17 protein-coding genes and 4 pseudogenes are annotated in these 22,105 nt (G+C 69.7%); 10 read left to right on the top strand and 11 right to left on the bottom strand.

Annotation, left to right across the window (positions count from 1 at the left end; all coding sequences use genetic code 11):
• Nucleotides 1–182: 182 nt before the first annotated feature.
• From ACLIN4_RS00480 to ACLIN4_RS00470, 3 genes and pseudogenes are all read right to left on the bottom strand, one after another.
• Nucleotides 183–491, bottom strand: a pseudogene (locus ACLIN4_RS00480) (integrase core domain-containing protein); the annotation flags it as partial.
• A 34-nt stretch (nt 492–525) separates the two neighbouring features.
• Nucleotides 526–903 (bottom strand): annotated as a pseudogene (locus tag ACLIN4_RS00475) (DUF6328 family protein); the annotation flags it as partial.
• A 167-nt stretch (nt 904–1,070) separates the two neighbouring features.
• Nucleotides 1,071–1,409, bottom strand: coding sequence for a helix-turn-helix transcriptional regulator (locus ACLIN4_RS00470; protein ID WP_411575353.1), 339 nt, complete (start codon nt 1,407–1,409; stop codon nt 1,071–1,073).
• A 69-nt stretch (nt 1,410–1,478) separates the two neighbouring features.
• On the opposite strand from ACLIN4_RS00470, the gene ACLIN4_RS00465 reads away from it, so the two are divergent.
• Both ACLIN4_RS00465 and ACLIN4_RS00460 read left to right on the top strand, forming a co-directional pair.
• Nucleotides 1,479–1,901, top strand: a complete 423-nt coding sequence (locus ACLIN4_RS00465) for an STAS domain-containing protein (protein ID WP_411575352.1) — start codon at nt 1,479–1,481, stop codon at nt 1,899–1,901.
• Between the two features lie 192 nt (nt 1,902–2,093).
• The gene (locus tag ACLIN4_RS00460) at nt 2,094–2,336 is read left to right on the top strand and encodes a DUF5133 domain-containing protein (RefSeq protein WP_411575351.1); all 243 of its coding nucleotides are present in this window, start codon (nt 2,094–2,096) and stop codon (nt 2,334–2,336) included.
• A gap of 377 nt (nt 2,337–2,713) precedes the next feature.
• On the opposite strand, the gene ACLIN4_RS00455 is transcribed toward ACLIN4_RS00460, so the two are convergent.
• Together ACLIN4_RS00455 and ACLIN4_RS00450 are read right to left on the bottom strand one after the other, a co-directional pair.
• A complete protein-coding gene (locus tag ACLIN4_RS00455; RefSeq protein WP_411575350.1) occupies nt 2,714–3,010 on the bottom strand; it encodes an STAS domain-containing protein in 297 nt (98 codons plus the stop codon).
• Nucleotides 3,010–7,167: a SpoIIE family protein phosphatase gene (locus ACLIN4_RS00450; RefSeq protein WP_411575349.1), complete on the bottom strand. Its 4,158-nt coding sequence runs from the start codon at nt 7,165–7,167 to the stop codon at nt 3,010–3,012. The genes ACLIN4_RS00455 and ACLIN4_RS00450 overlap by 1 nt, the downstream gene beginning before the upstream one ends.
• Nucleotides 7,168–7,367: 200 nt before the next feature.
• Here ACLIN4_RS00450 and ACLIN4_RS00445 point away from each other — a divergent pair, with 200 nt between their 5' ends.
• Together ACLIN4_RS00445 and ACLIN4_RS00440 are read left to right on the top strand one after the other, a co-directional pair.
• Nucleotides 7,368–8,684, top strand: a complete 1,317-nt coding sequence (locus ACLIN4_RS00445; protein WP_411575348.1) for a PP2C family protein-serine/threonine phosphatase — start codon at nt 7,368–7,370, stop codon at nt 8,682–8,684.
• Entirely contained in the window at nt 8,681–9,040 is a 360-nt protein-coding gene (locus tag ACLIN4_RS00440) for an STAS domain-containing protein (RefSeq protein WP_411575347.1), read from the top strand. The genes ACLIN4_RS00445 and ACLIN4_RS00440 overlap by 4 nt, the downstream gene beginning before the upstream one ends.
• A 72-nt stretch (nt 9,041–9,112) precedes the next feature.
• Here ACLIN4_RS00440 and ACLIN4_RS00435 read toward each other — a convergent pair whose 3' ends face one another.
• The 3 genes from ACLIN4_RS00435 to ACLIN4_RS00425 form a co-directional block, all read right to left on the bottom strand.
• The gene (locus ACLIN4_RS00435; RefSeq protein WP_411575346.1) at nt 9,113–9,562 is read right to left on the bottom strand and encodes an ATP-binding protein; all 450 of its coding nucleotides are present in this window, start codon (nt 9,560–9,562) and stop codon (nt 9,113–9,115) included.
• 153 nt (nt 9,563–9,715) lie between these two features.
• Entirely contained in the window at nt 9,716–10,561 is an 846-nt protein-coding gene (locus tag ACLIN4_RS00430; RefSeq protein ID WP_411575345.1) for an RNA polymerase sigma factor SigF, read from the bottom strand.
• A 160-nt stretch (nt 10,562–10,721) separates the two neighbouring features.
• The gene (locus ACLIN4_RS00425) at nt 10,722–12,452 is read right to left on the bottom strand and encodes a SpoIIE family protein phosphatase (protein ID WP_411575344.1); all 1,731 of its coding nucleotides are present in this window, start codon (nt 12,450–12,452) and stop codon (nt 10,722–10,724) included.
• A gap of 506 nt (nt 12,453–12,958) precedes the next feature.
• On the opposite strand from ACLIN4_RS00425, the pseudogene ACLIN4_RS00420 reads away from it, so the two are divergent.
• Nucleotides 12,959–13,710 (top strand): annotated as a pseudogene (locus ACLIN4_RS00420) (IS5 family transposase).
• A 102-nt stretch (nt 13,711–13,812) separates the two neighbouring features.
• Here ACLIN4_RS00420 and ACLIN4_RS00415 read toward each other — a convergent pair.
• Nucleotides 13,813–13,935: a hypothetical protein gene (locus ACLIN4_RS00415; RefSeq protein ID WP_411576814.1), complete on the bottom strand. Its 123-nt coding sequence runs from the start codon at nt 13,933–13,935 to the stop codon at nt 13,813–13,815.
• Between ACLIN4_RS00415 and ACLIN4_RS00410 the strand changes: the two genes are divergently transcribed.
• From ACLIN4_RS00410 to ACLIN4_RS00390, 5 genes and pseudogenes are all read left to right on the top strand, one after another.
• Entirely contained in the window at nt 13,925–14,476 is a 552-nt protein-coding gene (locus tag ACLIN4_RS00410) for an FAD-binding protein (RefSeq protein ID WP_411576715.1), read from the top strand. The genes ACLIN4_RS00415 and ACLIN4_RS00410 overlap by 11 nt on opposite strands.
• 2 nt (nt 14,477–14,478) lie before the next feature.
• Nucleotides 14,479–14,706, top strand: coding sequence for a hypothetical protein (locus tag ACLIN4_RS00405; RefSeq protein ID WP_411575343.1), 228 nt, complete (start codon nt 14,479–14,481; stop codon nt 14,704–14,706).
• Nucleotides 14,707–14,730: 24 nt separating this feature from the next.
• Nucleotides 14,731–15,075 carry a BBE domain-containing protein gene (locus ACLIN4_RS00400; protein ID WP_411576714.1) on the top strand — a complete coding sequence of 115 codons (345 nt, stop codon included), beginning with the start codon at nt 14,731–14,733 and terminating at the stop codon, nt 15,073–15,075.
• Nucleotides 15,076–16,046: 971 nt separating this feature from the next.
• Entirely contained in the window at nt 16,047–16,748 is a 702-nt protein-coding gene (locus ACLIN4_RS00395; RefSeq protein WP_411575342.1) for a hypothetical protein, read from the top strand.
• Nucleotides 16,749–16,962: 214 nt separating this feature from the next.
• Nucleotides 16,963–17,061, top strand: a pseudogene (locus ACLIN4_RS00390) (AraC family transcriptional regulator); the annotation flags it as partial.
• Between the two features lie 7 nt (nt 17,062–17,068).
• On the opposite strand, the gene ACLIN4_RS00385 reads toward ACLIN4_RS00390, so the two are convergent.
• Nucleotides 17,069–17,785: a hypothetical protein gene (locus ACLIN4_RS00385; protein ID WP_411575341.1), complete on the bottom strand. Its 717-nt coding sequence runs from the start codon at nt 17,783–17,785 to the stop codon at nt 17,069–17,071.
• The gene (locus ACLIN4_RS00380; RefSeq protein ID WP_411575340.1) at nt 17,782–22,101 is read right to left on the bottom strand and encodes a protein kinase domain-containing protein; all 4,320 of its coding nucleotides are present in this window, start codon (nt 22,099–22,101) and stop codon (nt 17,782–17,784) included. Before ACLIN4_RS00380 ends, ACLIN4_RS00385 begins: the two co-directional genes overlap by 4 nt.
• Nucleotides 22,102–22,105 lie beyond the last annotated feature (4 nt).

The raw sequence follows: 22,105 nt of genomic DNA, 5'->3' as shown, positions 1-22,105 counted from the left end.
CGGACAGACCACAAGTCCGACCCGCGAACCGAGCCAGCCAGCTCCCTGAGTCATAGTGACGAGCGAGACCAGTGCGCGGCTCGGAATCCATGACGGACACCATCGCAGGTCCGCGATACGAGCAGCTACAGAATTCTCCAACCTGCCCCACAGGTCGCTACCAGCCACTTCCGATACACGGCCTAGTTGTATTGACCTGAAGCGTTGTTCACGCGGCTGATGGGTGGGTGGCCGCCGAGTGCGGTGTGGCAACGGTGGTGGTTGTAGGTGTGCAGGAAGTCTGCCAGGGCGGCAGTGCGTTCGGCGTTGCTGGTGTAGGGCCGTAGGTAGGCCCATTCGTCGAGCAGCGTGCGGTTGAAGCGTTCGACCTTGCCGTTGGTCTGCGGCCGGTAGATGCGCGTGGGCTTGCCGGACGCGCCGAGGTCGGCAAGCGCCTGCCGCCAGGCGAAGCTCTTGCGGTAGGGCCAGGCATTGTCTGTCAGGACGCGTCGCGTTCGATGCGGAGGATGCCACAGGCGGCGAAGGCAGGAGCGTGCACCCGATGGTCACGGCCATCAGGAGCATGCCGCACATCATCAGGCGATGCGCCACCTCCACCATCTCGTCCTTCATCCGCTGCCCCGACAGGGAGCGGTGGATGGAGACCGGGGCGATCAGGCAGGCGGTGGCCGTGGCACCCGAGACCACGGTGAGGACGTAGGCGGCGTGCTCGAACGTTCCCAGGTCGTGGAAGAGAGGTGTGAAGGCGACGCTGAGCAGGAAGCCGAAAAGGATCTGGACGCCCGTCTGAGCGACGCGCGTCTCCTGCATGATCTCGTTCCACCGCCGGTTGACGCGCTCGCGCGGCGTCTCCGGCGCCTCGTCCAGGGCCTCGGGGCAATGTCCTCCGCGCCCTCCCCGCAGCCGCTGGGATTCGCCTCCGACCACGTGATCGGCTCAGTCGTCACGCGCGTCGTTCCCCTCCCGTCATGGAACGTGCATGTGCCCGTTGAAGCCGTGCACATGCAGAAGGCACCTGACCTTCTGGGGGTTCGGAGTAGCTCCCTGCGACTCGGCGACCTGGATCGCCGTCAGCGGGCGGCGCTGGACTCGGCCGGCCGCCCGTGGTCGGTCTCGTCCCGAACGAGCAGGGACAGCAGAGCGGCCACGGTCAGTCCTGCTTCCGCGGGGTGGCGCAGAACTTTGTCCGGCTCGATACGGTAGATGTTGCTGCGCCCGTCGCGGGTGTGGGAGAGGTAGCCGCCCTGTTCCAGGTCCGCGATGATCCGCTGGACAGCGCGCTCGGTGAGTCTGCAGTGGGCGGCGATATCGCGGATCCGTACGTTCGGCTTGTCGGCGATGGCCGCCAGCACACGCGCGTGGTTGGTGACGAACGTCCATCCGGAGTGAGATTCAGGGACTTCAACCATGTACAGCATTCTAGGGACTGTCTTTGCGTGACAGCTAATACATGACATTATTTTCGTGCTAAGGGTGACGTGTTCTGTCCCCGTGGGAGACATAGGAGGGGCCCGAGGGTGTCTTTGGAAGAAGCGGTCGCAGGGTGCTCGCGCCACACCGACCAGAGTCGGCTCCCGGCCCTGGACCGACCCACGCAAGCGCAGTACGAGACGCACGGCGCCTGGGTCGTCAGCGCACGAGGCGCGTACGACATGAACTCGGTCGAGGCGTTGGCCGACGCTCTGAGAGCCGCGGCAGGGAAGAGTCCGAAGCTGGTTCTGGACGCGTCCGGCATCACCTTCGCCGACTCCACCCTGCTGAGTCTGCTGATTCTCACCCACCAGGCAACCGACTTCCGGGTGGCCGCGCCGACGCGGCAAGTGCTGCGGCTCTTGCGACTGACGGGCGTCGATGCCCTCTTGAAGGTACGGGCGACGGTGGAAGAGGCCGCTGCCGACTAGGGGGCATGGCGTGCCGGGCTCCGGTTGAAACGTGAGCCGTGTGGCTTGGAGCTGAGGATTGCGGGCATTCGACGTTCTGCCTGACCCCCGCTGTGGACGGTGGCTGTCAGGCGTGATGGAGACAGTCCCTCCCTCGTGACGTGGACAGCCGCGTCGAGAGGAGGGAGGGGTGACGGGAGAGGGAAGGTGTCCATGATTCTGCCGACGGAGAAGGAACTGCGGGCCGTACTGGCTCGGTTCGCTCAGGCGCGCATCGACCACGACGTGCGTCCCAGCGGACACACGAGCAGGACCCTCGAAGACGCCACGTACACGCTGTGCGTGATGACGGGAGCCCGTACCGCCGAGCAGGCCCTGCGCACGGCGGACAGGCTTCTCGAACAGTTCGCCGAGCGCACCGCCGCCCCCGTGGAAGACGAGGCCCTGGCCGCATGAACCCGCCACACGGCTGGTGACGGGCACCCAGCCACCCGTAGAGGACAGTGAGTCCGCCGACCGTGCCGGAGCGGCGGCGGACTCGAGCACGTGAGGAAGTGAAAGACAGTCATGAGCGATACCTGGCTTCGGCAGCGCGACGAGACGATGAGCGGGCCGGCCGCCGACGTTCCGGCGCCACAGTGGCGGAACCTCTTCCTTGCCCCCGACTGGGGTCCTGATGATCAGGTCGTCACTGAAGAGGCGCGCGGTCGGTCCGGACACTCCATCGGAGTGCGGCGCCCGGGCAGTGGTCGCCGATCGGGCCGACGGACCGCGTGAGCGCCCACCCCGTCACCCGGTGGTGGACCGGAGCCGCCGGGGACCGAAACGTGCGGTCAGGCACCATCCGAACCATGGACGGTGGTGAGGTCGGCCAGGCCCGAGACTTCCAGCACGGGCGCCAGGAGCGGGGTGGCGATGAGCTGGATCCGATCGATGTGTCGGAAGAGGACGCTCAGGCCGGCGCTGTCGAGGTACTCGACCTCGGTCAGGTCGATGACGAGCGGACCGTCCGTTGTCTCGATCGCCCTGGCGAGGGCGTCCGTGTTGCTCATGTCGATCTCGCCGACGGCTGTCAGCTGAGTGACACCATCGGGCCGTCGACTGGGCGTCAGGGTCAGAAGCGTGGTCATCAGGCAATCCTCGTGTGCATGTCGACGGTGGTGCCGGCGGCGCCGGAGGTGATGGTGACCTGGTGCATCAGCGCCCGCATCAGCGCGACGCCTCGGCCACGGTGGCTGTTCTCCCCGGGCTGAGGCGTCCTCCAGCGGCCGGAGTCGGCGACCGTCAGGTGCAGGTCGTCCACCAGGGCCTCGGCACGGAGCCGGACCGTGTCACCAGGAGCGTCCCGGTGACCGTGCTCAATGGCGTTCGCACAGGCCTCTCCGGCCGCGACCAGTACGTTCTGCACCGTGTGCGGGGGGAGTTCGCACTGGGTGAGCCAACTGCGCAACGCTTTGCGCACCGGGGCCAGTTGCGACGATTCCGCTGGGAAGGCCACCTCCAGGGGCGCTGGGTGGCGGTACAGGAGGAGAGCCACGTCGTCGTCGAAGCCGCCGGATGGCGCAAGCTGGGACATGACGTGCGTGGCGAGGTCGTCTACGGCCACGTCGCGCCCTGCCTGGACGGCTTCACCGGCCTGGTCTATGCCCGCCGTCAGCGGACGGCGCCGGCGTTCCACGAGACCGTCGGTGTAGAGCAGGAGCGTGGCACGGGAGGGAACGGTGCACGTGCCCTCCGGCCGCTCCCTCCCAGGGCGCACGGCCAACGGCACGGAACGCCCCTCGTCGAGCAGGACGGTGGTGCCGTCGGGAAGGGTGAGGATGCCCGGCGGGTGCCCCGCGCTGGAATAGGTGAGCTCGCCGGTGTCCGGATCGAGGACGCCGCAGAACACGGTGGTGCACATGGCGCCGGTGATGCCCGCAGCGAAGTGGTCCAGTGCCATCAGGGTCTGGGCGGGGCCGGAGTCCTGCAGCAGCAGTGCCCGGCACGCGCTGCGCAACTGACCCATGACGGTGGCCGCTTCGAGGCCGCGGCCTACACAGTCGCCGACGACGATGCCGATGCGGCCGTCCGGGAGTCGGACGGTGTCGTACCAGTCCCCGCCGACCTCCAAGGGAGGTGTGGCGGGCTCGTAGCGGACGGCGAAGCCGTCGGGGAGGTTTGCCGGACCGAGGATGGAGCGCTGCAGGGCGATCGCCGTCTCGCGCTGCTGGTCGATCTGGTGGGCGCGCGCCAGGCCCTGCGCGAGTTGACCGGCGAGGAGGGAGAGCAGGAGCTGGTCCTCGCCGGTGAAGGGCCGGTGGCCACCGAGATCGATCCACAGCACCATCGTCCCTTCCGGGTGGCTGACGGTGATGCCCGCGCCGGAGGGGTCTTCGGCGGGGGTCAGCAGAGGACCGTCGAGCCAGGCCGACAGCCGCTCCCGGCGCTCGGAGGGCAGGTCCTGCCAATGCAGACCGGCATCGGTCGCCGTGACCGAGACGTCCTGCCCGGCGGTCGCTACGGCGGCCAGCACACACTCGGCGCGCCACAGTTCCTTGAGGACCGTCAGTGAGCCCGCGAGGGCCTCGGGAGAACTGGTCGCCTCAGTGAGCCGCATGCTCAGGGCGGCCTGGGCGCTCTCGCGCTGCACGGCGTAGTGCTCGGCGGTGACGTCGCGGAAGGTGCCGACGGTGACCTTGCGCCCCGTGTCCGGGTCCTGCGCCTGGTTGAAGGTGGCCGTCACCCACAGGCGGTGCCCGTCGCGGTGGGTGACGGGGATGGTGTAGGAGCCCTTGGGATCGTTGAGCAGTTGGGCGAATGCCTCGTCCACCTCGCGATGTGCCTCGGGATCGGTGTCGGCGTCCGGCCACCAGGGATGGACCGGCTGGTAGGGGAGGCCGTCGGGGGTGTAACCGAGGATGTCGGTGAACGCCGCGTTGATCTCGATGACGGCGCCCTCCTCGTCGCAGACGAAGAACGCCTCCTGCAAGGAGTCCACCAGCGCCTTGCGCCAGCGAGCCTGATGGTTGCGCAGCCGTGCCAGCTCGACGTTGGCCCGTACGCGGGCGAGGAGCTCGGCTGCGGCGAACGGCTTGACGAGGTAGTCGTCGGCGCCGGCCTGCAAGCCCTCGATGGACGCCTCCTGCCCGGCCCGGGCCGAGAGCAGTACCACGGGCAGCGAAGCGGTTCGCGGGTCGGTGCGCAGCGCGGCCACGAGGCCGAGGCCGTCCAGGCCGGGCATCATGACGTCACTGATGACCAGGTCGGGGGCGTCGGCGCGGACCGCCCGCAGGGCCGACAGGCCGTCGTCGGCGGTGCGCACCTGATACCCGGCCCCCTTGAGCAGCCTCGTCAGGTACTCACGCATGTCGGCGTTGTCGTCGGCGACCAGGATCTGTGCCGGGACGGAGGGGGCCGCGGCGTAGCCCGACGCGTCGGTGGCGGTCACCGCCGTTCGCGCGTCCGATGCGTCCTCGTCCGGAAGCCAGCGCAGCGCCTCCTGCAGATAGGGGCCGGCGGTCGACGCGCCCCGGCCGCTCCCGGCAGGGGCGAGGGCTTCGGGTGGCAGGTGAGCGGAGCCGAACGGCAGGCTGATGGTGAAACAGGTGCCCTCGCCCTCGGTACTGTCGGCGGTGATGGTTCCACCGTGCAGCTCCACCAGCTCCTTCACCAGGGCCAGACCGATGCCGCTGCCCTCGTTGGAACGGGAGCGGGCGTTCTCGATCCGGTGGAACCGTTCGAACAGCCGGGGCATCTCCGCGGCGGGCACGCCGATGCCGGTGTCGGCGACGGTCACGACGGCGTGCGTCCCCGCGGCGCGTACGGACACGCGGATCGAGCCGTCGAAGGTGAACTTCAACGCGTTGCTCAGCAGGTTGAGGATCACCTTCTCCCACATGCCGCGGTCGATGTGGACCGGCTCGGGAAGCTCGGCGCAGTCGATGCGGAAGTTCAGGCCGGCCTTGTCGATGGCGGAGCGGAACACGCTGGCCAGGTCGGCGGTGAGCAGGGACAGGTCGGCGGGTTCGTAGCGGGCCTGCATACGGCCGGCCTCGATGCGGGAGAAGTCCAGCAAGGAGTTGACCAGTTTGCCCAGGCGCAGGCCGTTGCGGTGGATGACCTCCAGCTCCTCCCGCACGTGGGCGTCTGCCCCGGACAGTCGGGAGCGCAACTCGTCCACCGGTCCCATGATCAGCGTCAGAGGGGTGCGGAACTCGTGGCTGATGTTGGAGAAGAAGGCCGTTTTGGCCCGGTCCAGCTCCGCCAGTTCCTGGGCCCGCCGCTGCTGGGCCTCGTAACTGCGGGCGCTCGCGATACCCGCCGCCAGGTGCCCCGCGACAAGCTCGACGAACCCCCGGTAGCCGTCGTCCAGGGCACGGTAGCGGTTGAGCCCGGCCACCAGGAACCCGTAGGGCGAGCCACCCTGCTGGAGGAGCGGCAGTACCAACGCGTGCGCGGGCGGCCGGGGCCAGTCGCCGGCCGGCAATCCTGCGAAGGGAGCGTCGTCGAGCGGAACCAGCACTGACTCACCGTGCCTCAGGGCCGTCACGGGCCACACGCTGGAGGCGCTGCCCGGGAGGGTCCCGGGAGCGGCAGGGTGCCCCTCGCGGAGCCCCGTCGAGTCCGCGAGGCGCGCGGAGCCGTCGTCCGTCAGGAGGTACGTCAGCGTGAACGGCAGGTCGCGCCTGTTGGCGTTCAACTGCTGGTTGGCGAAAGCGAGCCACTCCTCTTCGGTCCGTACCACACTCGGGTCGGAGCCGAGATCGCGCAGTGTCGCCATGCGGCGCTCGCCAATGACTCGCTGGGTGTCCTCGCTGACGACGCAGAGCATGCCGACCACGGTGCCCCGGTCGTCACGCAGGGGACTGTACGAGAAGGTGTGGTAGCTCTCCTCCGTGTAGCCGGACCGCTCCAGGAAGAGCAACAGGCCCTCGTCCCAGGTCGCCTCTCCCGTACTCATGACGGTGTCGATGCGCGGGCCGATGTCGTCCCAGATCTCCGCCCACACCTCGCGCGCCGGCCGGCCCAGGGCCCACGGATACTTGGCGCCCAGCGTGTCGCGCCGGTATGCGGCGTTGCAGAAGAACGTCAGGTCGGGGCCCCACGCCATCCACATGGAGAACCGGGAGGACAGCAGGATGCTGACCGCAGTCCGCAGGCTCTGCGGCCACTGCTCCGGCGGACCGAGCGGAGTCGCCGACCAGTCCACCCCGGCGAGATCCGAGCCGATCTCCTCATCGGCAGTGAAAACGCTTGCCCCACTCGCAGCCGCGACCTCGCAGCCGGCGTCTTGCGCACGTTCCACCGCACTCCCTTTCGCCACACCGCCGGACGGTCGCGTCGGCGGGCAACTGCGCCGTCACTTCACCGCCATTGCCGCGGACCAGCGGAAAAGCCAGGGGGCATGCCCACAAGTCGCGACGGCTTCGTAGGATAGGCCAGCCGAGGGGGTACATGCTGCCCGGACTGTCCTGACCAGGCCGGGTACGACGCGCAGGGGAGACGATGACGGCGAGCTCCGTGCAGACCGGGCCGACAGCACCGGTCGCCGAGGAGGCGCGGCTGGCCGCCGTCCGCCGCTACCAAGTACTGGACACACCGCCTGACGGCGCCTTCGACCGGATCGCGTCGCTGGCTGCCCGCCTGTTCGACGCGCCCATGGCCACAGTGGCGATTGTCGACACCGACCGGGTCTGGTTCAAAGCCGCCCACGGCCTCGACGGGATGACCGAGACCGACCGGGAGCCAGGGCTGTGCGCCTCCGCCATCCTGCACGGCGAGCCCTACGTGGTGACCGACGCCGACTCGGATGCCCGCGCGTTCGCGAACCCGCTCGTGCGCAGCGACCTCGGCGTCCGCTTCTACGCCGCCGTACCCATCACCACGGCCGACGGTCAGCGCCTGGGCACGGTGGACGTCATGGACACCCGGCCCCGCCGGCCCACCGACGATCAGCTCGAGGCCCTGAAGGACCTGGCCGCGCTGGTCATGGACGAACTCGAACTGCGGCTGTCGGCCATCCGCACGGTCGCGGCCGAGCGTGAACGGCGCGCCGAGGCAGAGCGTCTCGCACGTGCCCTGCAGCGGACGCTCCTGCCGCCCGCCCTGCCCGACGTCCCCGGACTGCAGGTGGCGGCCGCCTATCACACGGCCTCCGCCGACGAGGTGGGCGGGGACTTCTATGACCTCTTCCCCCTGGACGACGGCCGGTGGGCGTTCTTCCTGGGCGACGTGTGCGGCAAGGGCGCCGACGCTGCCGCGCTCACCTCCTTGACGCGTTACACCTTGCGGGCCGCCGCCATCTACGACCCGGATCCCTGCGCGGCGCTGGCCAACCTGGACGCCGTGCTCAAGGGGGAGTACCAGGGCAGTGACCCCCGCTACTGCACCGCGGTGTTCGGCGTCCTGCAGCCCGTGCCCGACGGCTCCTACTCCGTCACGCTGGCCGGCGGCGGGCATCCGTCCGCCCTCGCAGTGCGCGTGGACGGGACCGTGCAGGCGATCTCCACGGCGGGTGGCCAGCTCATCGGCATGCTGCCCAGCCCGCAGTTCGTCCAGACCACCGCACGGCTCTTCCCGGGTGAATGCCTCCTGCTGTACACGGACGGTCTGACCGAAGCACGCACGTCCGACGGCAGAATGCTCGACGAGGACGGCCTGACCCGGCATCTGGCCGCAACGGCCCCACGCACGGCGGACCAGCTGCTGCAGTCGGTCGAGACACTGTTGACGTTTTTGGGCGAGGGCGTCACCGACGACACCGCTCTCCTCGCGCTGTCCGTACCCGCACCCTTCGCACCCCGTATTAAGGAGAACCGGTGAACGACCCAGAGCACCTGCTGACCGTCACACCGCACGCGGCCCCGTCGGGTCCCTTCGTCCTGGAGGTGTCGGGTGAGATGGATCATCACACCTCCCAGTTGCTGAGCGAAGCGGTCAAGGGCGCCCCCTTCGGCGACGAGGGGGTGGTTATCGACCTCTCCGGCCTGACCTACTGCGACTCGACGGGAATCACCGTGCTCATCGGCGCCTACCAGAGGGCGCAGGCGACCGGTTCACCGCTCAGTCTGGCCGGTGTCCGCCCGGACCAGATGCGTGTCTTCTCCGTCGTGGGCCTCGACCAGGTCTTCACGTTCCACCCCGACACCGAGGCGGCCATCGCATCCTTGGGACAGTGACCGCGGGACGCACTTGGCACCGGCTTGTGGCGTGAGTTTCGTGTGCGGGGCCTTACAACAGCGGTCGCAGGATCAGCCGAGGGCGATCCGCGCGGTGATGCGCTTGCCGGACGGCTCGCGCCGTACGTCGACGGCCTGGCTCAACGCCGCCACGATCTTCAGACCGTGCTGGCCGACGCGAGCGGGGTCAGTGGACCTGGGAGCCGGCAGCATGGTGTCACCGTCCCGTACGGTGACGGTCACCGAGTCGTCCGTAAGGCTCAGGGTGAGTTCGATGGGATCGGCCCCGTACTTGACCGCGTTCGTGATCAGCTCGCTCACCACCAGGTGCACGGCCTCCGACACGTTCTCCGGCAGCGGCGACCGCCGCCCCCGCTGTGAGCGGGTGAGGTATTCGGCCGCGAAGAGACGGGCGTCGGCGATGCGCAGCGCCTCCCGCCGGTACCGCACCGAAGCCGTCCGCGGATCCGCACCGTCCGGTGCCCGCCGCATCGACGAACCGTCCAATCCGGTCTCACCCATACCAACCGCCACGTTTACCCCCGAGCCACGCGCGCTCCGACGCCTCCTCGCGCGATGAGAGCATCTTCTGTGTTCCAACGATAGTTTCGCTTCCGCCGGTCACCGTACTCGTCGGCCGGTAAGGAAGCGACGGCCGAGGTTCCGGCCCGGGCCTCAGGCGGTGGTGAGCATGCCCTCGCGCAGGCGGGCCAGCAGGCGGGAGATCAGCCGGGACACGTGCATCTGCGAGACGCCGAGGCGTTCGCCGATGTCCTTCTGGGTCAGCTCCTCGACGAACCGCCAGTGGATGATCTGCCGGTCGCGCTCGTCCAGCTCGGCGATCATCGGCGCGAGCGAATGGAAGTCGTCCACGAGCGCGAGCGTGGCGTCGTCGGCGCCGATGAAGTCCGCCAGGGCCGACTCCCCGTCCTCGCTGCCGCCGATGGCCGCGTCCAGCGAGGCGGAGTTGTAGCCGTTGGCCGCGAGGCGGGCCTCGACGACCTCGTCCTCCGGCAGGCTCATCAGCTCGGACAGTTCCTTCGTGGTGGGGTTGCGGCCGAGCCGGCTGCGCAGCTCCTCGGTGGCGCGGGCCAGCTGGACCCGGGCCTCCTGGAGCCGCCGGGGCACGTGCACCGCCCACGAGGTGTCCCGGAAGAAGCGCTTGATCTCGCCGACGATGTACGGCACGGCGAACGAGGTGAACTCGACCTCGCGGGTCAGCTCGAACCGGTCGATGGCCTTGATCAGACCGATCATGCCGACCTGGACGATGTCCTCCATCTCCTCCGGGCCGCGGCTGCGGAAGCGGCCGGCCGCGAAGCGGACCAGGGACATGTTCATCTCGATCAGCGTGTTGCGCGCGTACTGGTACTCGGGCGTGCCCTCCTCCAGCACCGTCAGTTGCTCGAAGAACAGCTTCGACAACTCCCGCGCGTCCTTGGGCGCCACCTTGGACGGGTCCGCGACCTCCGGCATGCCCGTGGTGGTGTGCGCGATGGTCTGTGCGGTCGTCGTCGCCATGATGTGCCCTCCCTGTTCCGATTGCCCGCTCGCAGTCGGGCGTCTCGGCGAATACCCCCTGCAGGAGAACATATGCACGGAGGCGGGGATTTTTTTGTGAGCCAGGGTCCACCACGATCCCGGCGGACGGTTCCATGGTCGGGACGGAGATCGCCCGTGCTCACTGTGAGCGGTCGGGTGTTCGCAGCGCGAGCATCGCGACATCGTCGTCGTTGTCCTCGGGACGCACCTGCTCGAGCAGCGCGTCGCAGAACGCACCCAGGGGACGGTGGGCCAGAGACGCCGCGTGCCGGCGCAACCGTTCCAGCCCGCGGTCGATGGAGCGGCGCGGGGACTCGACCAGGCCGTCGGTGTAGAGAAGGAGCGTGGTGCGGGGCGGCAGCACGGTGACCGAGTTGGGCCGGGGTCTTCTGACTCCCGTCCCCAGGAGGATGCCGTGGGCGTCTTCGAGGTACTTGGCCTGGCCGTCGTGGCTGACAAGCAGCGGCGGAGGGTGCCCCGCATTGGTCCAGTGCAGTCGCCTCAGCCCGTCGTCCCCGAGGGCGAGCGTGGCGAGGATGATGGTTGCCGTCGGCACTTCGGCGATGTGTTTCACGGCTTCGTCCAGTTGGGTGACGACGACGCCGGGCGCGGCCCGGGGCTGGGACCAGGCGAAGGCACGGAGCATGTTGCGGACCTGGGCCATACCCGCCGCGGCGTCCAGGTCGTGCCCGACGACGTCGCCGATGACCAGGGCGTGCGAGCTGTCGGTCAGAGCGAAGGCGTCGTACCAGTCACCGCCGACGGACGAGGCGTGTGGAGCCGGCACATACCGCACGGCCATGTCGACGCCGGAAACGGCGGGGAGCTGGGGCAACAGGTGCCGTTGCATGGTCTCGGCGACCTTGCGCTGGCGCTGGTACAGGCGCGCGTTGTCGAGCGCCAGGCCCGCACGCCGGGTGATGTCCTCCAGCAGCGGGAGGTCGGCGGCGGTGAAGGCCGCGGGCCGCTGGGAGCGGCCCAGGGTCAGCGCCCCGAGGGTGTCGCGCAGCCCCCGGATGGGCGCGATGACTGCGGAGTGTATGCCTGTCTCGGCGAACAGACGCCGCTGTTCCACAGCGATGCCCGAATCGGGAGGGCCCTGGTAGATGGCGGGGCCGGCGAGAGAGGACGCGGCACCGCGCAGCGCCCGCGACAAGGGCATGGGCGACTCCTCGGGAACGGGCGGCATGGGCCCCTCCAGGTCCTCGTGTCCGATCAGGGTGCCGTCCTTGTACTCCACCACCAGGGCACGCCGCACCTCGTCCCGCTCGGCGATCAGATCGATCACCGCCCAGTCCGCGAGTCGGGGCACCGTCAGGACCGCCAGCCGGTGCAGGGCCTCGTCCGTGTCCAGGGTGGACGTCAGCTGCGTCGTCGTCTCGGCCAGCAGGGTCAGGCGGTCCAGCTCCGTCATGCCCTCCGGGGCCCCGACGGAGTCTTCCTCGGGTGCGCTCAGTTCCCGCCCGTACAGCAGGACCAGAGCGCCCGTGTTCCGGTGTCCGGACGAGTACGGTGCGACGCACCAGGCAAGCCGGACGAGTACGCCGTCCCCGCGGGCGAACCAGTCCGGGTCACCGTGCTCGGTTCGCCGGTCGCGCAGTGCCTTGCCGGACCGGCAGTGCGTACGGGGTGGGACGGCCCCGTAGCTGTCCCGGTGCAGCAGGTCATGGACGTCTTGCCCGACGAAGTCCTCACGGTCGCGGCGCAGCAGGCTCTCGGCCGCTCCGTTGACGGAGACAATGACGCCGTCGACATCGACGGTGAGGGCAGCCGCCTGCACGTCCTCCAGGGATGGGGCGGGCACGAGGTCGGGCCACGCCTGGTGACCGGACGTGGACGCATCCCCGGGACCAGTACTGGTGACGTCCATGGCCCTCCTCGTCGGGTCAGATGCGTTCGACCTCCCGAGAAGGTACCTGATGTGCCGGTCCGGTACAGCGATGACGATCTGCTGCTCGAGGGCTGATGTCTGTGCCCCGCCGCAATCCGGAATGAGATCTCCAGGCAAGCCGATGCAAGATACTGAGGCGGCGCGAGAAGACGGATCCCCTTCTACGACGGACGCGCTGTTCCTCAGAAGTCGGATTCCTTGTCGAGGCCGGGCTCCTCGCTCAGGGACTGAGCTTTCATACCAGCCAGTTTCAGGCGAGGGCCGTGGAGGCGTCGTCCTCGGCGCCCTGGTCATGATCCTCAGGGTGTTCCTCCCAGCGAAGGCAGGCAGGGGCGGCAGCGACGTCATCCTTTGGCACCGGCCATGCCACGGATGACGACGATCGTGGCCACCTCGCCAGCCTTGGTGCGGCCCAGACGATGCCACCCGATTCGGCCCCGAACGTGACCAGATCGGCTTGGGTGACTTGTCGCGTACCCGCTCGCATCCGTCTTGGCCGTCAAGGTGCCAGGGCGCGTGCTGATCTTGCTCCTGACGACTTGTGGGAGCGGGTGGCACCGCTGCTGCCGCCCGCTCCCGAACGGCGCCGCCGCTGTCCCGGCGGGTTGCGCGTTCCGGGGTCACGGCCTGGCGCCGGCTGCGGGACTGGACCGAGGCTGGTGTCTGGCCCCGCCTGCACGCCACCCCCTCCTGAGCGAACTGCGCCATGCCTACCTCTTGGACCTGGACGACTGCGCCGTGGACGGCTCGCACATCCGGGCCCTCGAAGGGGGGACCATGTCGGCCCCTCACCGGTCGACCGCCCCCGCCCCGGCTCCAAGCATCACCTGATCGTCGACCGCAACGGCATTCCGCTCGCAGTCACACTCACCGGCGGTAACCGGCACGACGTCACCCAACTCCTGCCGCTGTTGGATGCGGTTCCGCCGATACGGGGCGTGCGGGGGCGCCCCCGCCGCAGACCCCGGAGGCTGTCTGCCGACCGCGGTTACGACTTCGACGAGTACCGTCGTCTGCTGGTGGAAGCGAGGCGCCGAACCCATGATTGCCCGTCGCGGCACTGACCACGGCTCCGGACTGGGCAAAGTGCGCTGGGTGGTCGAACGGGCCTTCGCCTGGCTGTACCAGTTCAAACGACGCCGCACCCGCTACGAACGACGCGGCGATCTCACCAAGCCTGCTTGAACTGGCCTGCGGCGTCGTCTGTCTGCGACGACTTACGTCCCCATCGACCTGATCCACGGACGGCACGACCTCCAGGTGCGGCTGGGGGCCCCGGAGGCGGCGAGCGCCCGGTACGGCTGGCCTCTGCCGAGATCGAGCAAGTCGGCGATCGGCTTCACGGGCCGCTGCTGACGGCGGACGAGACCGTCCGGATCTGGAACGCCATGGCCGCGGTGAAGCCGTCGCTGGCCGTCCAGCCGACCTCGGCCCGGGATGCGGCGACGGTCGTGCGGTTCACCGCGGACCACGGCCTGCTGCTGAGTATCAAGGGCGGGGACCACAACTTCGCCGGAACGATACTCGCCGACGGCGGGCTGACGCTCGACATGTCGCGCACGCGCGGGGTCACCGTGGACCCGGCCGCCCGTCTCGCGCACGCCGGTCCGGGAGCCTGCTGCGGGACGTCGACGGCCGACCCAGCAGTACGGCCTCGCGACGATGCTCGGGTTCGTGGTGGAGACGAGGGTGGTCGGCCTGACCCTCGGCGGTGGATTCGGTCACCTGACGCGCCGGTTCGGCTGGGCGGCCGACAACCTGGAGGCGGCCGAGATCGTCACGGCGGACGGAAGGGTACGAACCGCGGACCGGGAGAAGAACCCGGACCTGTTCTGGGCGATCCGGGGCGGTGGGCGCAACTTCGGCGTCGTCGCCCGCTTCACATTCCGGCCGCACAGGGTCGGCCCCGCCATCACCGGAGACCTGGCCGCATGGAGCCGGCCAGGCGGACCAGGTCCTTGCGTCCTACCGGGAACTCACCGCGGCCGCTCCTCGGGAGTTGACGGTGGCGGCGGTGGTCCGGCTGACGTCGCCGGCGCCGTTCGTCCCGGACGAGCGGCACCTCCAGCCGGTCGCCGCGCTGCGCGTGTGCCACAGTGGCGCGAACGTCGAGGCCGACCCCGCCCCGCTGCATGCCCTTGGAACGCCGGCCTTCAACCTGATCGGCCCGAAGCCGTACGTGGCTCAGCAGTCGATGATCGACTCGATGGATTCCAAAGGTCTGAACCAGTAGTGGAAGGACGAGGTCCTCCCCGGACTGCCCGGCGGGTACCGCCCGGTTTTCCGCGAGGCCGCGCTGGAAGTCGCCTCACCCCTGAGACGGGCTCGTGGCTGCCGTCAACAAAGGCTGGGAGAGCATCCCTCCGTTCACGACGGGCGGGAACTACGTCATTGTCCAGTTGCCGAGTACGACGCCACCGGGACCGCCGATGCGTATCGGGGCAATTGCGAACGCCTCCGGAAGATCAAGACGCAGTACGACCGGGGACAGTCTCTTCCGCGTCAACCGCAACATCCCACCCGGCGGATACCTGGTCGGCGGAGTGAAACGGGCGCAGGATGGAAGGGGGGCGGCGGAAGAGAGAGGAGTGGTCGTCGATGACTGCAACGACACGCGGTGAGACACCGGTCGGGATCGAAGGCGGTGGTGTTGAGCTGCGCATGAGGGATGTTGGCGGAAACATGACCGCAGCCTTCGCCCACTTCCCCAAGGGCGCCGACATGAGGCCAGTCTGCAAAGGGCTGCCTGACGACCTGTGCCAGTGCCCGCATTGGGGATATCTGCTCAAGGGCAGCCTGATGATGCGGACGCGGCACGGAGATGAGACATACCACGAGGCAGGCCTTCTACTGGCCCCCCGGCCACACACCTGATGCGCTGGAGGACTGCGAGTACGTGGATCTCTCGCCGAACAAAGGAGTTCCACCACGTCGTCGAGCACATCAAGGTCCGGATGAGCTGAACTCGGCCAGTTGCGTCGCGATATGCCGCTGGGGGACGAGCGGTAAGGGTGTGTGTCGGCGTACGGCCGGTGGACGGCGGGTAGGTCACCGTGGGAAGGTGGTCGATCGGGCCGTCCCCATTGCATCGGTGACTGTTCGCGTCCGGGACAGCGGGGCGGTTGTGGCCATGTGCGAATTCCGCGAAGCAGCCGACGGCAGGAACTGCAGCAAAAAGACTTCGACCTCGCCTTTGGCTGGTTTGACCTGTTCACCCGCATCGGCCACTCAGGTACGTCGTCCTTGCACAGCGGACCGGAATGCCTCTGGCACGCGCGTACAACGAAGCGTCCAACGAGGAGGATCACCATGTCCTGGATCACCAGCGGCCTTCGGGCGCTCAGCGGTGAGATGCGTGCACGTTTGCACGGGTACTTCGTCGAGTACGGGCAGCGCGACTGACACTGTGGCTGTGGTGCGGGACGCGCAGCGGGAATGCCGAACCGCGCCATCGTCATCCGGCAATGACACCTTGAGGTCCTCAACCGCTCGGGCGGGCCTCGATCGGATCACCGCCTCCCAACCCCTTGCCAGACGGGCATAACACCTCGTGTTCCTGAATAGACGTGGTCTGTGGCTCACCTGCGGCGGTGGGAGCAGTTGGCGGCGGACACTGACGGGCCGTTCAGGCTGCGCTTCGGGACCCTCTTCATCGCCGACGCCGATGCGGCCAGGGAGGTTTTGGTCGCCTCGGCTGAGAACTACCTGTCGCAGTCCGGGTTCTTCCGGCTCGGGCCGACGCCCGCTTCCCACGTGATTCGGACCGAGGCGTCACGCGAGCTGATCAAAGTCCTGGCCCGACACGATCTCGATTCGGCCTTCGACGTTGACGACGCCATCCATGAGCTGAGTGACAACCGTAGCCGTCTGCGGCATCAGCGGTGGGGAGTCGGACTGAACCGGCGGTACTTCGCTCCCGCCATAGCGGATCAGCGCCATACCGAGATCAATGCGCTTGTCGATGACTACGTGACATCGAGCGTCGTCGCGGACGACGTTGTCGGCCGCATGGTGCGAAGACCCCACCGTTCGGTACCCCTCATCCGGGCGGGACTCGCGGGGCAGTTGAGACGACTGCCGGTGCGCTCGGCGGACGCGGAGGACCTGGTCGATGTGGTTCTGGGTCTGCCTGGGGAACTGTCTCCGGCGGATCGCGCGCAGTTGCTGCAGCGGCTCGTCCTTTCCACGGTCGGCTTCACCGGCGTAGCTCTTGAATGGGTAGTGCTTCTCGGCATTCAGTACGGCTACAACCGGCCAACAGTACGGCCCGAGTAGCGGCAGCCGGACGTCCGCGCTGGGGATACGGCCCTGGGCGTGCAGCACCCCTTTGAGTACGATCGGGCTGGGCGAAGAGCGCGGCGGACAGCCGGGCCAGTTCGGCTCCCAGTTCGCGAGCCGGTCCGGTGGCGTCGCGCTGCCACTGCGAGATGAGCTCGGTGTAGTCGGTGGTGCGGACATTGGCCGACGCGAGGATGCCCCCGTGGGTGACCGCCTCGACCACTGCTCGGCCAACGCCAACAAGATCGCCCGCCGCCTGGTCATCCCTCCGCACCTCGACGGTGGCCAGGCACAGTTCATCGCTACCCCCCGCCGTGTCAGCGCGGCACTTCCACCTCAGTGCCGCCGAGACGGTAGTTCCAGCGCCGGTCGGACCGGCAGCCGCTCTTCCGGGCGCCCTTCAGGTTCTTCACGAAGGCCCTGCGCTGGGCCGGGGTCGCCGAGCGCCAACGCATTTCGAGGACCGGGCGCACCGGAGGGATGAGTTCGCGCATCCGCTGGTCGACTCTGGCGAGACTCGCCTCGTAGTCGTACGGCCGGTAGACCAGGTCGAGGTCGATCGACGGTGCCGTGCCGCCCGCCTCGTGGTGACAGGAGCCCAGCCAGTCGGCGAGGTAGTCCAGTCCGAGCCGCACGTCGGAGGAGCTCTGGTCCTGCCACGCGCCGAGGTAGGGCGCGTTCACCGCCTCCGCCGTCACCTCTTCCGGCATCACGATCAGACCGCGGACGGAGGTGCCCGGCAGGGTGACGGGGATACGCGGCCAGATTCCGCCGGCCTCGATCCGGAAGGAGGGGAAGTAGCCCGCCATGGCCGTCCCCGTCCGCAGTTGGGCCCAGCCCAGCGCGTCGGACGGGGGCCGTTCCGGTGAGTAGGGCCCGCTGGTGCGATGCCCGAGGTCGCCCTCCCGCATCATGAACACGGCCTCGAACACATCACCGCGCAAGGCCATGCTCACCGGGAAGTACGCCCCGACCTGCAACATGAACGCCTTGCCGGTGATCAGGGCGTCGATGCTGGACCGGTCCGCGATCATCGTCGTCTCCTCCATCCCCTCCGTCTCGGCCTGGGCGGTACCGGCCCGGGCAGACGGTCCAGTTCGGCCTGGACGGCGAGGGTGTCCGCGTGGTGCTCGCCCAGACGCAGCCGCCGTTTCGCCAGCACTTCGCGCAGGGCCTGCGCCGCGTCACCGTGCCGTCCGAGTCGAAGATGCACACGGGCCAGCCCCACCCGGGCCTCCAGGGTCTGCAGGTCGTCGGGGCCGCGGCGCCTCACGAGCTGGGGCACCAGCACGGCGTACAGCCGCTCGGCCTCGTCCAGTTCGCCCTTGTCGGTGAGCAGGGAGGCAAGTGCCGTGATCGCCTCCAGGGTGGCCGGGTGGTCCGGTCCCAGGACCTGTTCGCGTTCCGCGGTCACCGCCCGGATCAGGGCCAGGGCTTCCGTCTGCCGGCGCAGATCGATCAGTACCGCGGCCCAGCCGAGCATCGCGCGCTGCGTCTCGACGTGCCCGGCGTCCCACAGGTGGGAGCGCACATCGACCACGAGCTGCCAGGTCCGCTCGGCCGCGACCGGATCGCCCTCGCTGTGCAGGACGGGGGCGGCCTCGGCGAGCGTGACGAGGTCGTCCTGGAGCACGGCGGCGAAGTGGCCGGCCCAGAACGTTTCGGACCGGTTGAGTTCCGCCTCCGGTCTCAGCAGCAGCGTGAGCGCCTCAGCCGTGCCCGGCGTCGTGTCGGGCTCCCGCCTCGCCAGGTCCTCGGCCACGGAGTGCATGTAGAGGCGGTAGCCCGTGTCGTCGCGCGAGGGGACCTTGTCGAGTTCGGCGGCGAGTTCCAGGGTGCGGATGACAGCGTGCCGCTGCCGCTCGCCGATGCGGGCCATCGCCTCGATGAGCGCCGGGCGGCTGTCGTCGCGGGACGGCAGTTCGACGGCGACCTCGGCCCGCAGTTCCTCGATCACGGGCTCGGACTCCGCCCGCAGCATCCCGGTCGCCGCGCCGAAGTCGTACTCCCAGTCCAGAGCCCAGGTCAGCAGGCGGCCGCGTTCGTCGCCGGCCAGGAGCAGGGCGCCGTCGGGGGCCAGCTCGACGTCGGTGACCGCGGTCGAGAAGCCGGTGAAGGCCCGCAGTTCGCGGCCGGTCGTCAGGTCCCACAGGCGTGCCTGGCGGTCCTCGCCACCGGACGCCGCGAGGAGGAAGTCCGGTGTGACGGCGAGGCTGTGCACCGCGGCGGTGTGCCCGGTGAGCACATGGACGCAGCGGGCGGCGGCCACGTCCCACAGCCGCACGGTGCCGTCGGCGGAGCAGGACAGCAGGTGCCGGCCGTCTGCGTCGGGCAGGACGTCGACCACGGCGTCGGTGTGTCCGGTGAGCACCGCCTCGCACTGTCCGTCGGCGGTCCGCCAGACGCGTACGGTCGCGTCGGCGCCGCCGGTGACGACGTAGCGGCCGTCCTCGCTCAGCCGCGCGGCACCGACCCACGCCGTGTGCCCGCCCAGCACCCACCGCAGTTCGCCTGTGCGCAGGTCCCAGATCTTCACGGTGACGTCCTGGCCACGGGAGAGTCCGTACCGGTGGTCGGCGCTGACGGCCACGTCGAGCACGGCTCCGGAGTGGGCCTCCCAGCGTCCGAGGGACCGGCCGCTGGGGATGTCCCAGGCGGAGACGACGCCGTCGGCGGTCCCGGAGAGGGCCACGTGGCCGTCCTCGCTGACCGCGACGTAGTACACGTGGTCGCGGGGGTTGGTGAAGAGCTGGACGATGCGCCGCTCGCGGGGCTGCCAGGCGACGACCCGGCCGTCCTCGCCCCCGGACACCGCGAGCCGGCCGTCGGCGGTCATCGCCAGGGCACTGAGGTGGCCGGTGTGCAGGCTGAGCGTGTGCAGCAGCTGCCCGGTCTCCACGTCGAAGACCCAGGCTTCGGAGTTTCCCGACCGGGCGAGGGCGGTGGGGCTGCGCCCGCTGAGTTCCAGGGCCCAGGACCGGTCGTCCTCGGGGGTGATGCGGCCTGCGGACCAGGCGTCGACGAGTGTGCTGCGGCGGCCGAGGGCACCGAGTCGGCGCCACATGCGTACCGGCTCGGTGTGGCGCCGGTGACCGGGCAGTGCCCGGGCGGCGCGAATCAGTTGGGCAGCCTCCTCCAGGCGTCCCGCTGCGCCGTGCGTGACCGCCTGGTCCAGCAGTTCGGCCGCTCGGGCGGCAGCGGCGCTGACCTCCCCGGCCTGGTGCGGGCGGACGTAGCTCCAGGGGGCCGGTGGTCCGGCAGGCGGCAGATGCCATACCCGCACGGTCTTGCCCTCGGCGGTGAGCGCGAGGCGGCCGGTCGCGCTCAGCGCGACCTTCTTGGCGTCGGGTGTCGCGTCCAGGGAGAGGCGGCAGCGGCCCGTCGTGAGGTCCCACACCCGTGACGGCTCGGCGCGTCCGCCGCTGGTGAAGCCGACCGTGCCGTCCGAGTTGAGGGCTGTACGGCCGTACTCGGTCTTCAGTACCCGTGAGGCGTCACCGGACCGGAGGTCGGCCAGTCGGACGTGGGCGTTCCCGCCGGTGACCGCGACGAGACGGCCGTCGTCGGTGAAGCGCACGCTCAGACAGGTGTGGTCGAACCGGTGGACCAGTGCGCCCGTGCGGACGTCGTACACCGAGCTGGTCGGGCGTGTGTGGTCGACGACGCAGCACAGGGTGCCCCGGGCGCCCAGGTGGTCGGCCTTGCTCTCGAACTGCCGGACCTCCACCGGTTCGCCGGTCTCCAGGTCCCAGGTGACGATCTCTCCGTCGTACCCGCTGGTGACCGCGTGCCGCTGGCCCTCTGTCAGCGCGACCGCGAGTACCCAGCTGGGGTGGCCGGGGAGTTCGAACCCGGTGGCGGCCTCGAGGTCGAGCACCAGTGCGCGCCGGGTGCCCCCGCCGACGACCAGGAGGCGTCCGTCGTCGCGGACCGCGAGTGCCGAGGCACTGTAGTTCTCCAAGTGCAGTTCCTGGCGGCACTCGCCCGTGGCCAGGTCCCAGATCCGCAGCCCGCCGGAACCGTCCGCCGAGACGCCGGTCGTGCCGTCCGGCGTCAGGGCGAGGGCACTGATCCAGTCGTCGTGTTCCCCGGGCAGCTCGGACTGGGCCGGGGCGGGCGCGTCCCGCACCGAGGCGAGGGCGGCGGTGATCTGCGGGTCGTCGGGCATCCGTGCGGACGCGTCCCGCAGCAGTTCGGCCGCGGCAGGCGCGTCGCCCCGCTCGCGGTGCACCAGCGCGAGCAGGTACGTGCCGATCTCGGGGTCGCCGAACCGCACGGATTCCAGCTCGTCCACCAGTTCGGCGTCGGTGATCACACCCGTTCGCCAGCGATGCAGTCCGCGGTTGTAGCGGGTGTGCGGGTGGTGGGGATCCGCCCGCAGGGCGCGGGTCCACAGTTCCTCGGCGCTGTCGTGGCGGCCGAGGTCCAGCATCGACAGCGCGTGGTTGGACAGGCTGTCGGCGAGCAGGGTGGCCGCGGAGGGGGCCCGGCGGGGATAGGGGCCGACCTCGCGCCGGTGCACCGCGACCAGACGCTCGGCGAGCGGGCCGAGCCGGGAAGGGCGTGCGGCGGGATCCTCCGCGAAGCACTCGCGCAGTACGTCCAGCACCTCGTCCGGCACCCGCTGGATCGCGCCCGGCGTCCGGGACCGGGCGTATGCCTCGAAAGCGGCACCTGCGGTGGTCCCGTCCCGCACCGGCGGCCTGCCCAGGAGCATCTCGAACACGGTGACCGCCCACGACCACACGTCCGTGGCCGAGGTGAGTCCGGACGGCGACCGTGCCTGCTCGGGCGAGCAGTAGGCGGGGTCCAGACCGCCCCGGCTGACGAACGGCTCCGCGTCCCCGGCCGCGCGGGCCCGCGCCAGACCGAAGTCGGTGACCTTGACCGTGCCGTCCCGGGTCAGCATCACGTTGGCGGGCTTGACGTCCTGGTGCACGACGTCGTTCTCGTGCGCGTGGTCCAGGCCCCAGGCGGACTGGATCGCGACGTCCAGCAGCGTCGCGAGGGGATCATCGCCGTACAGGGTCCGGTTGCGGACGCCTTCCGCGAGGCTGCCGCCGTCGGCCCACTCGGCGAACACCCTCGGCACGTCCTCCAGGGTGCGCACGTAGACGCAGTTGGCGATGTGCGGATGCAGGCCCAGGCCCGCCCACACCTCCGCCTCACGCTCGAAGTCCCCGATCCCGTCCGGCGAGCGGACGACGGCCGGGCGCGGGGTCTTCACGGCCAGATCGATGTCCCAGCCACGGTGGTGGACCCGGTGCACCAGTCCGAGGCCGCCGGAGCGCACCACATCCAGGACCTCGTACAGATCCAGGATGACGTCACCGCGGCGCCAGGTGGCCACGCGG

This window comes from Streptomyces mutabilis (assembly GCF_046628145.1).
GTDB classification, from domain to species: Bacteria; Actinomycetota; Actinomycetes; order Streptomycetales; family Streptomycetaceae; genus Streptomyces; species Streptomyces mutabilis.
Note: the sequence above shows the minus strand (reverse complement) of the source record. Positions and strands in the feature narration are given on the sequence as shown.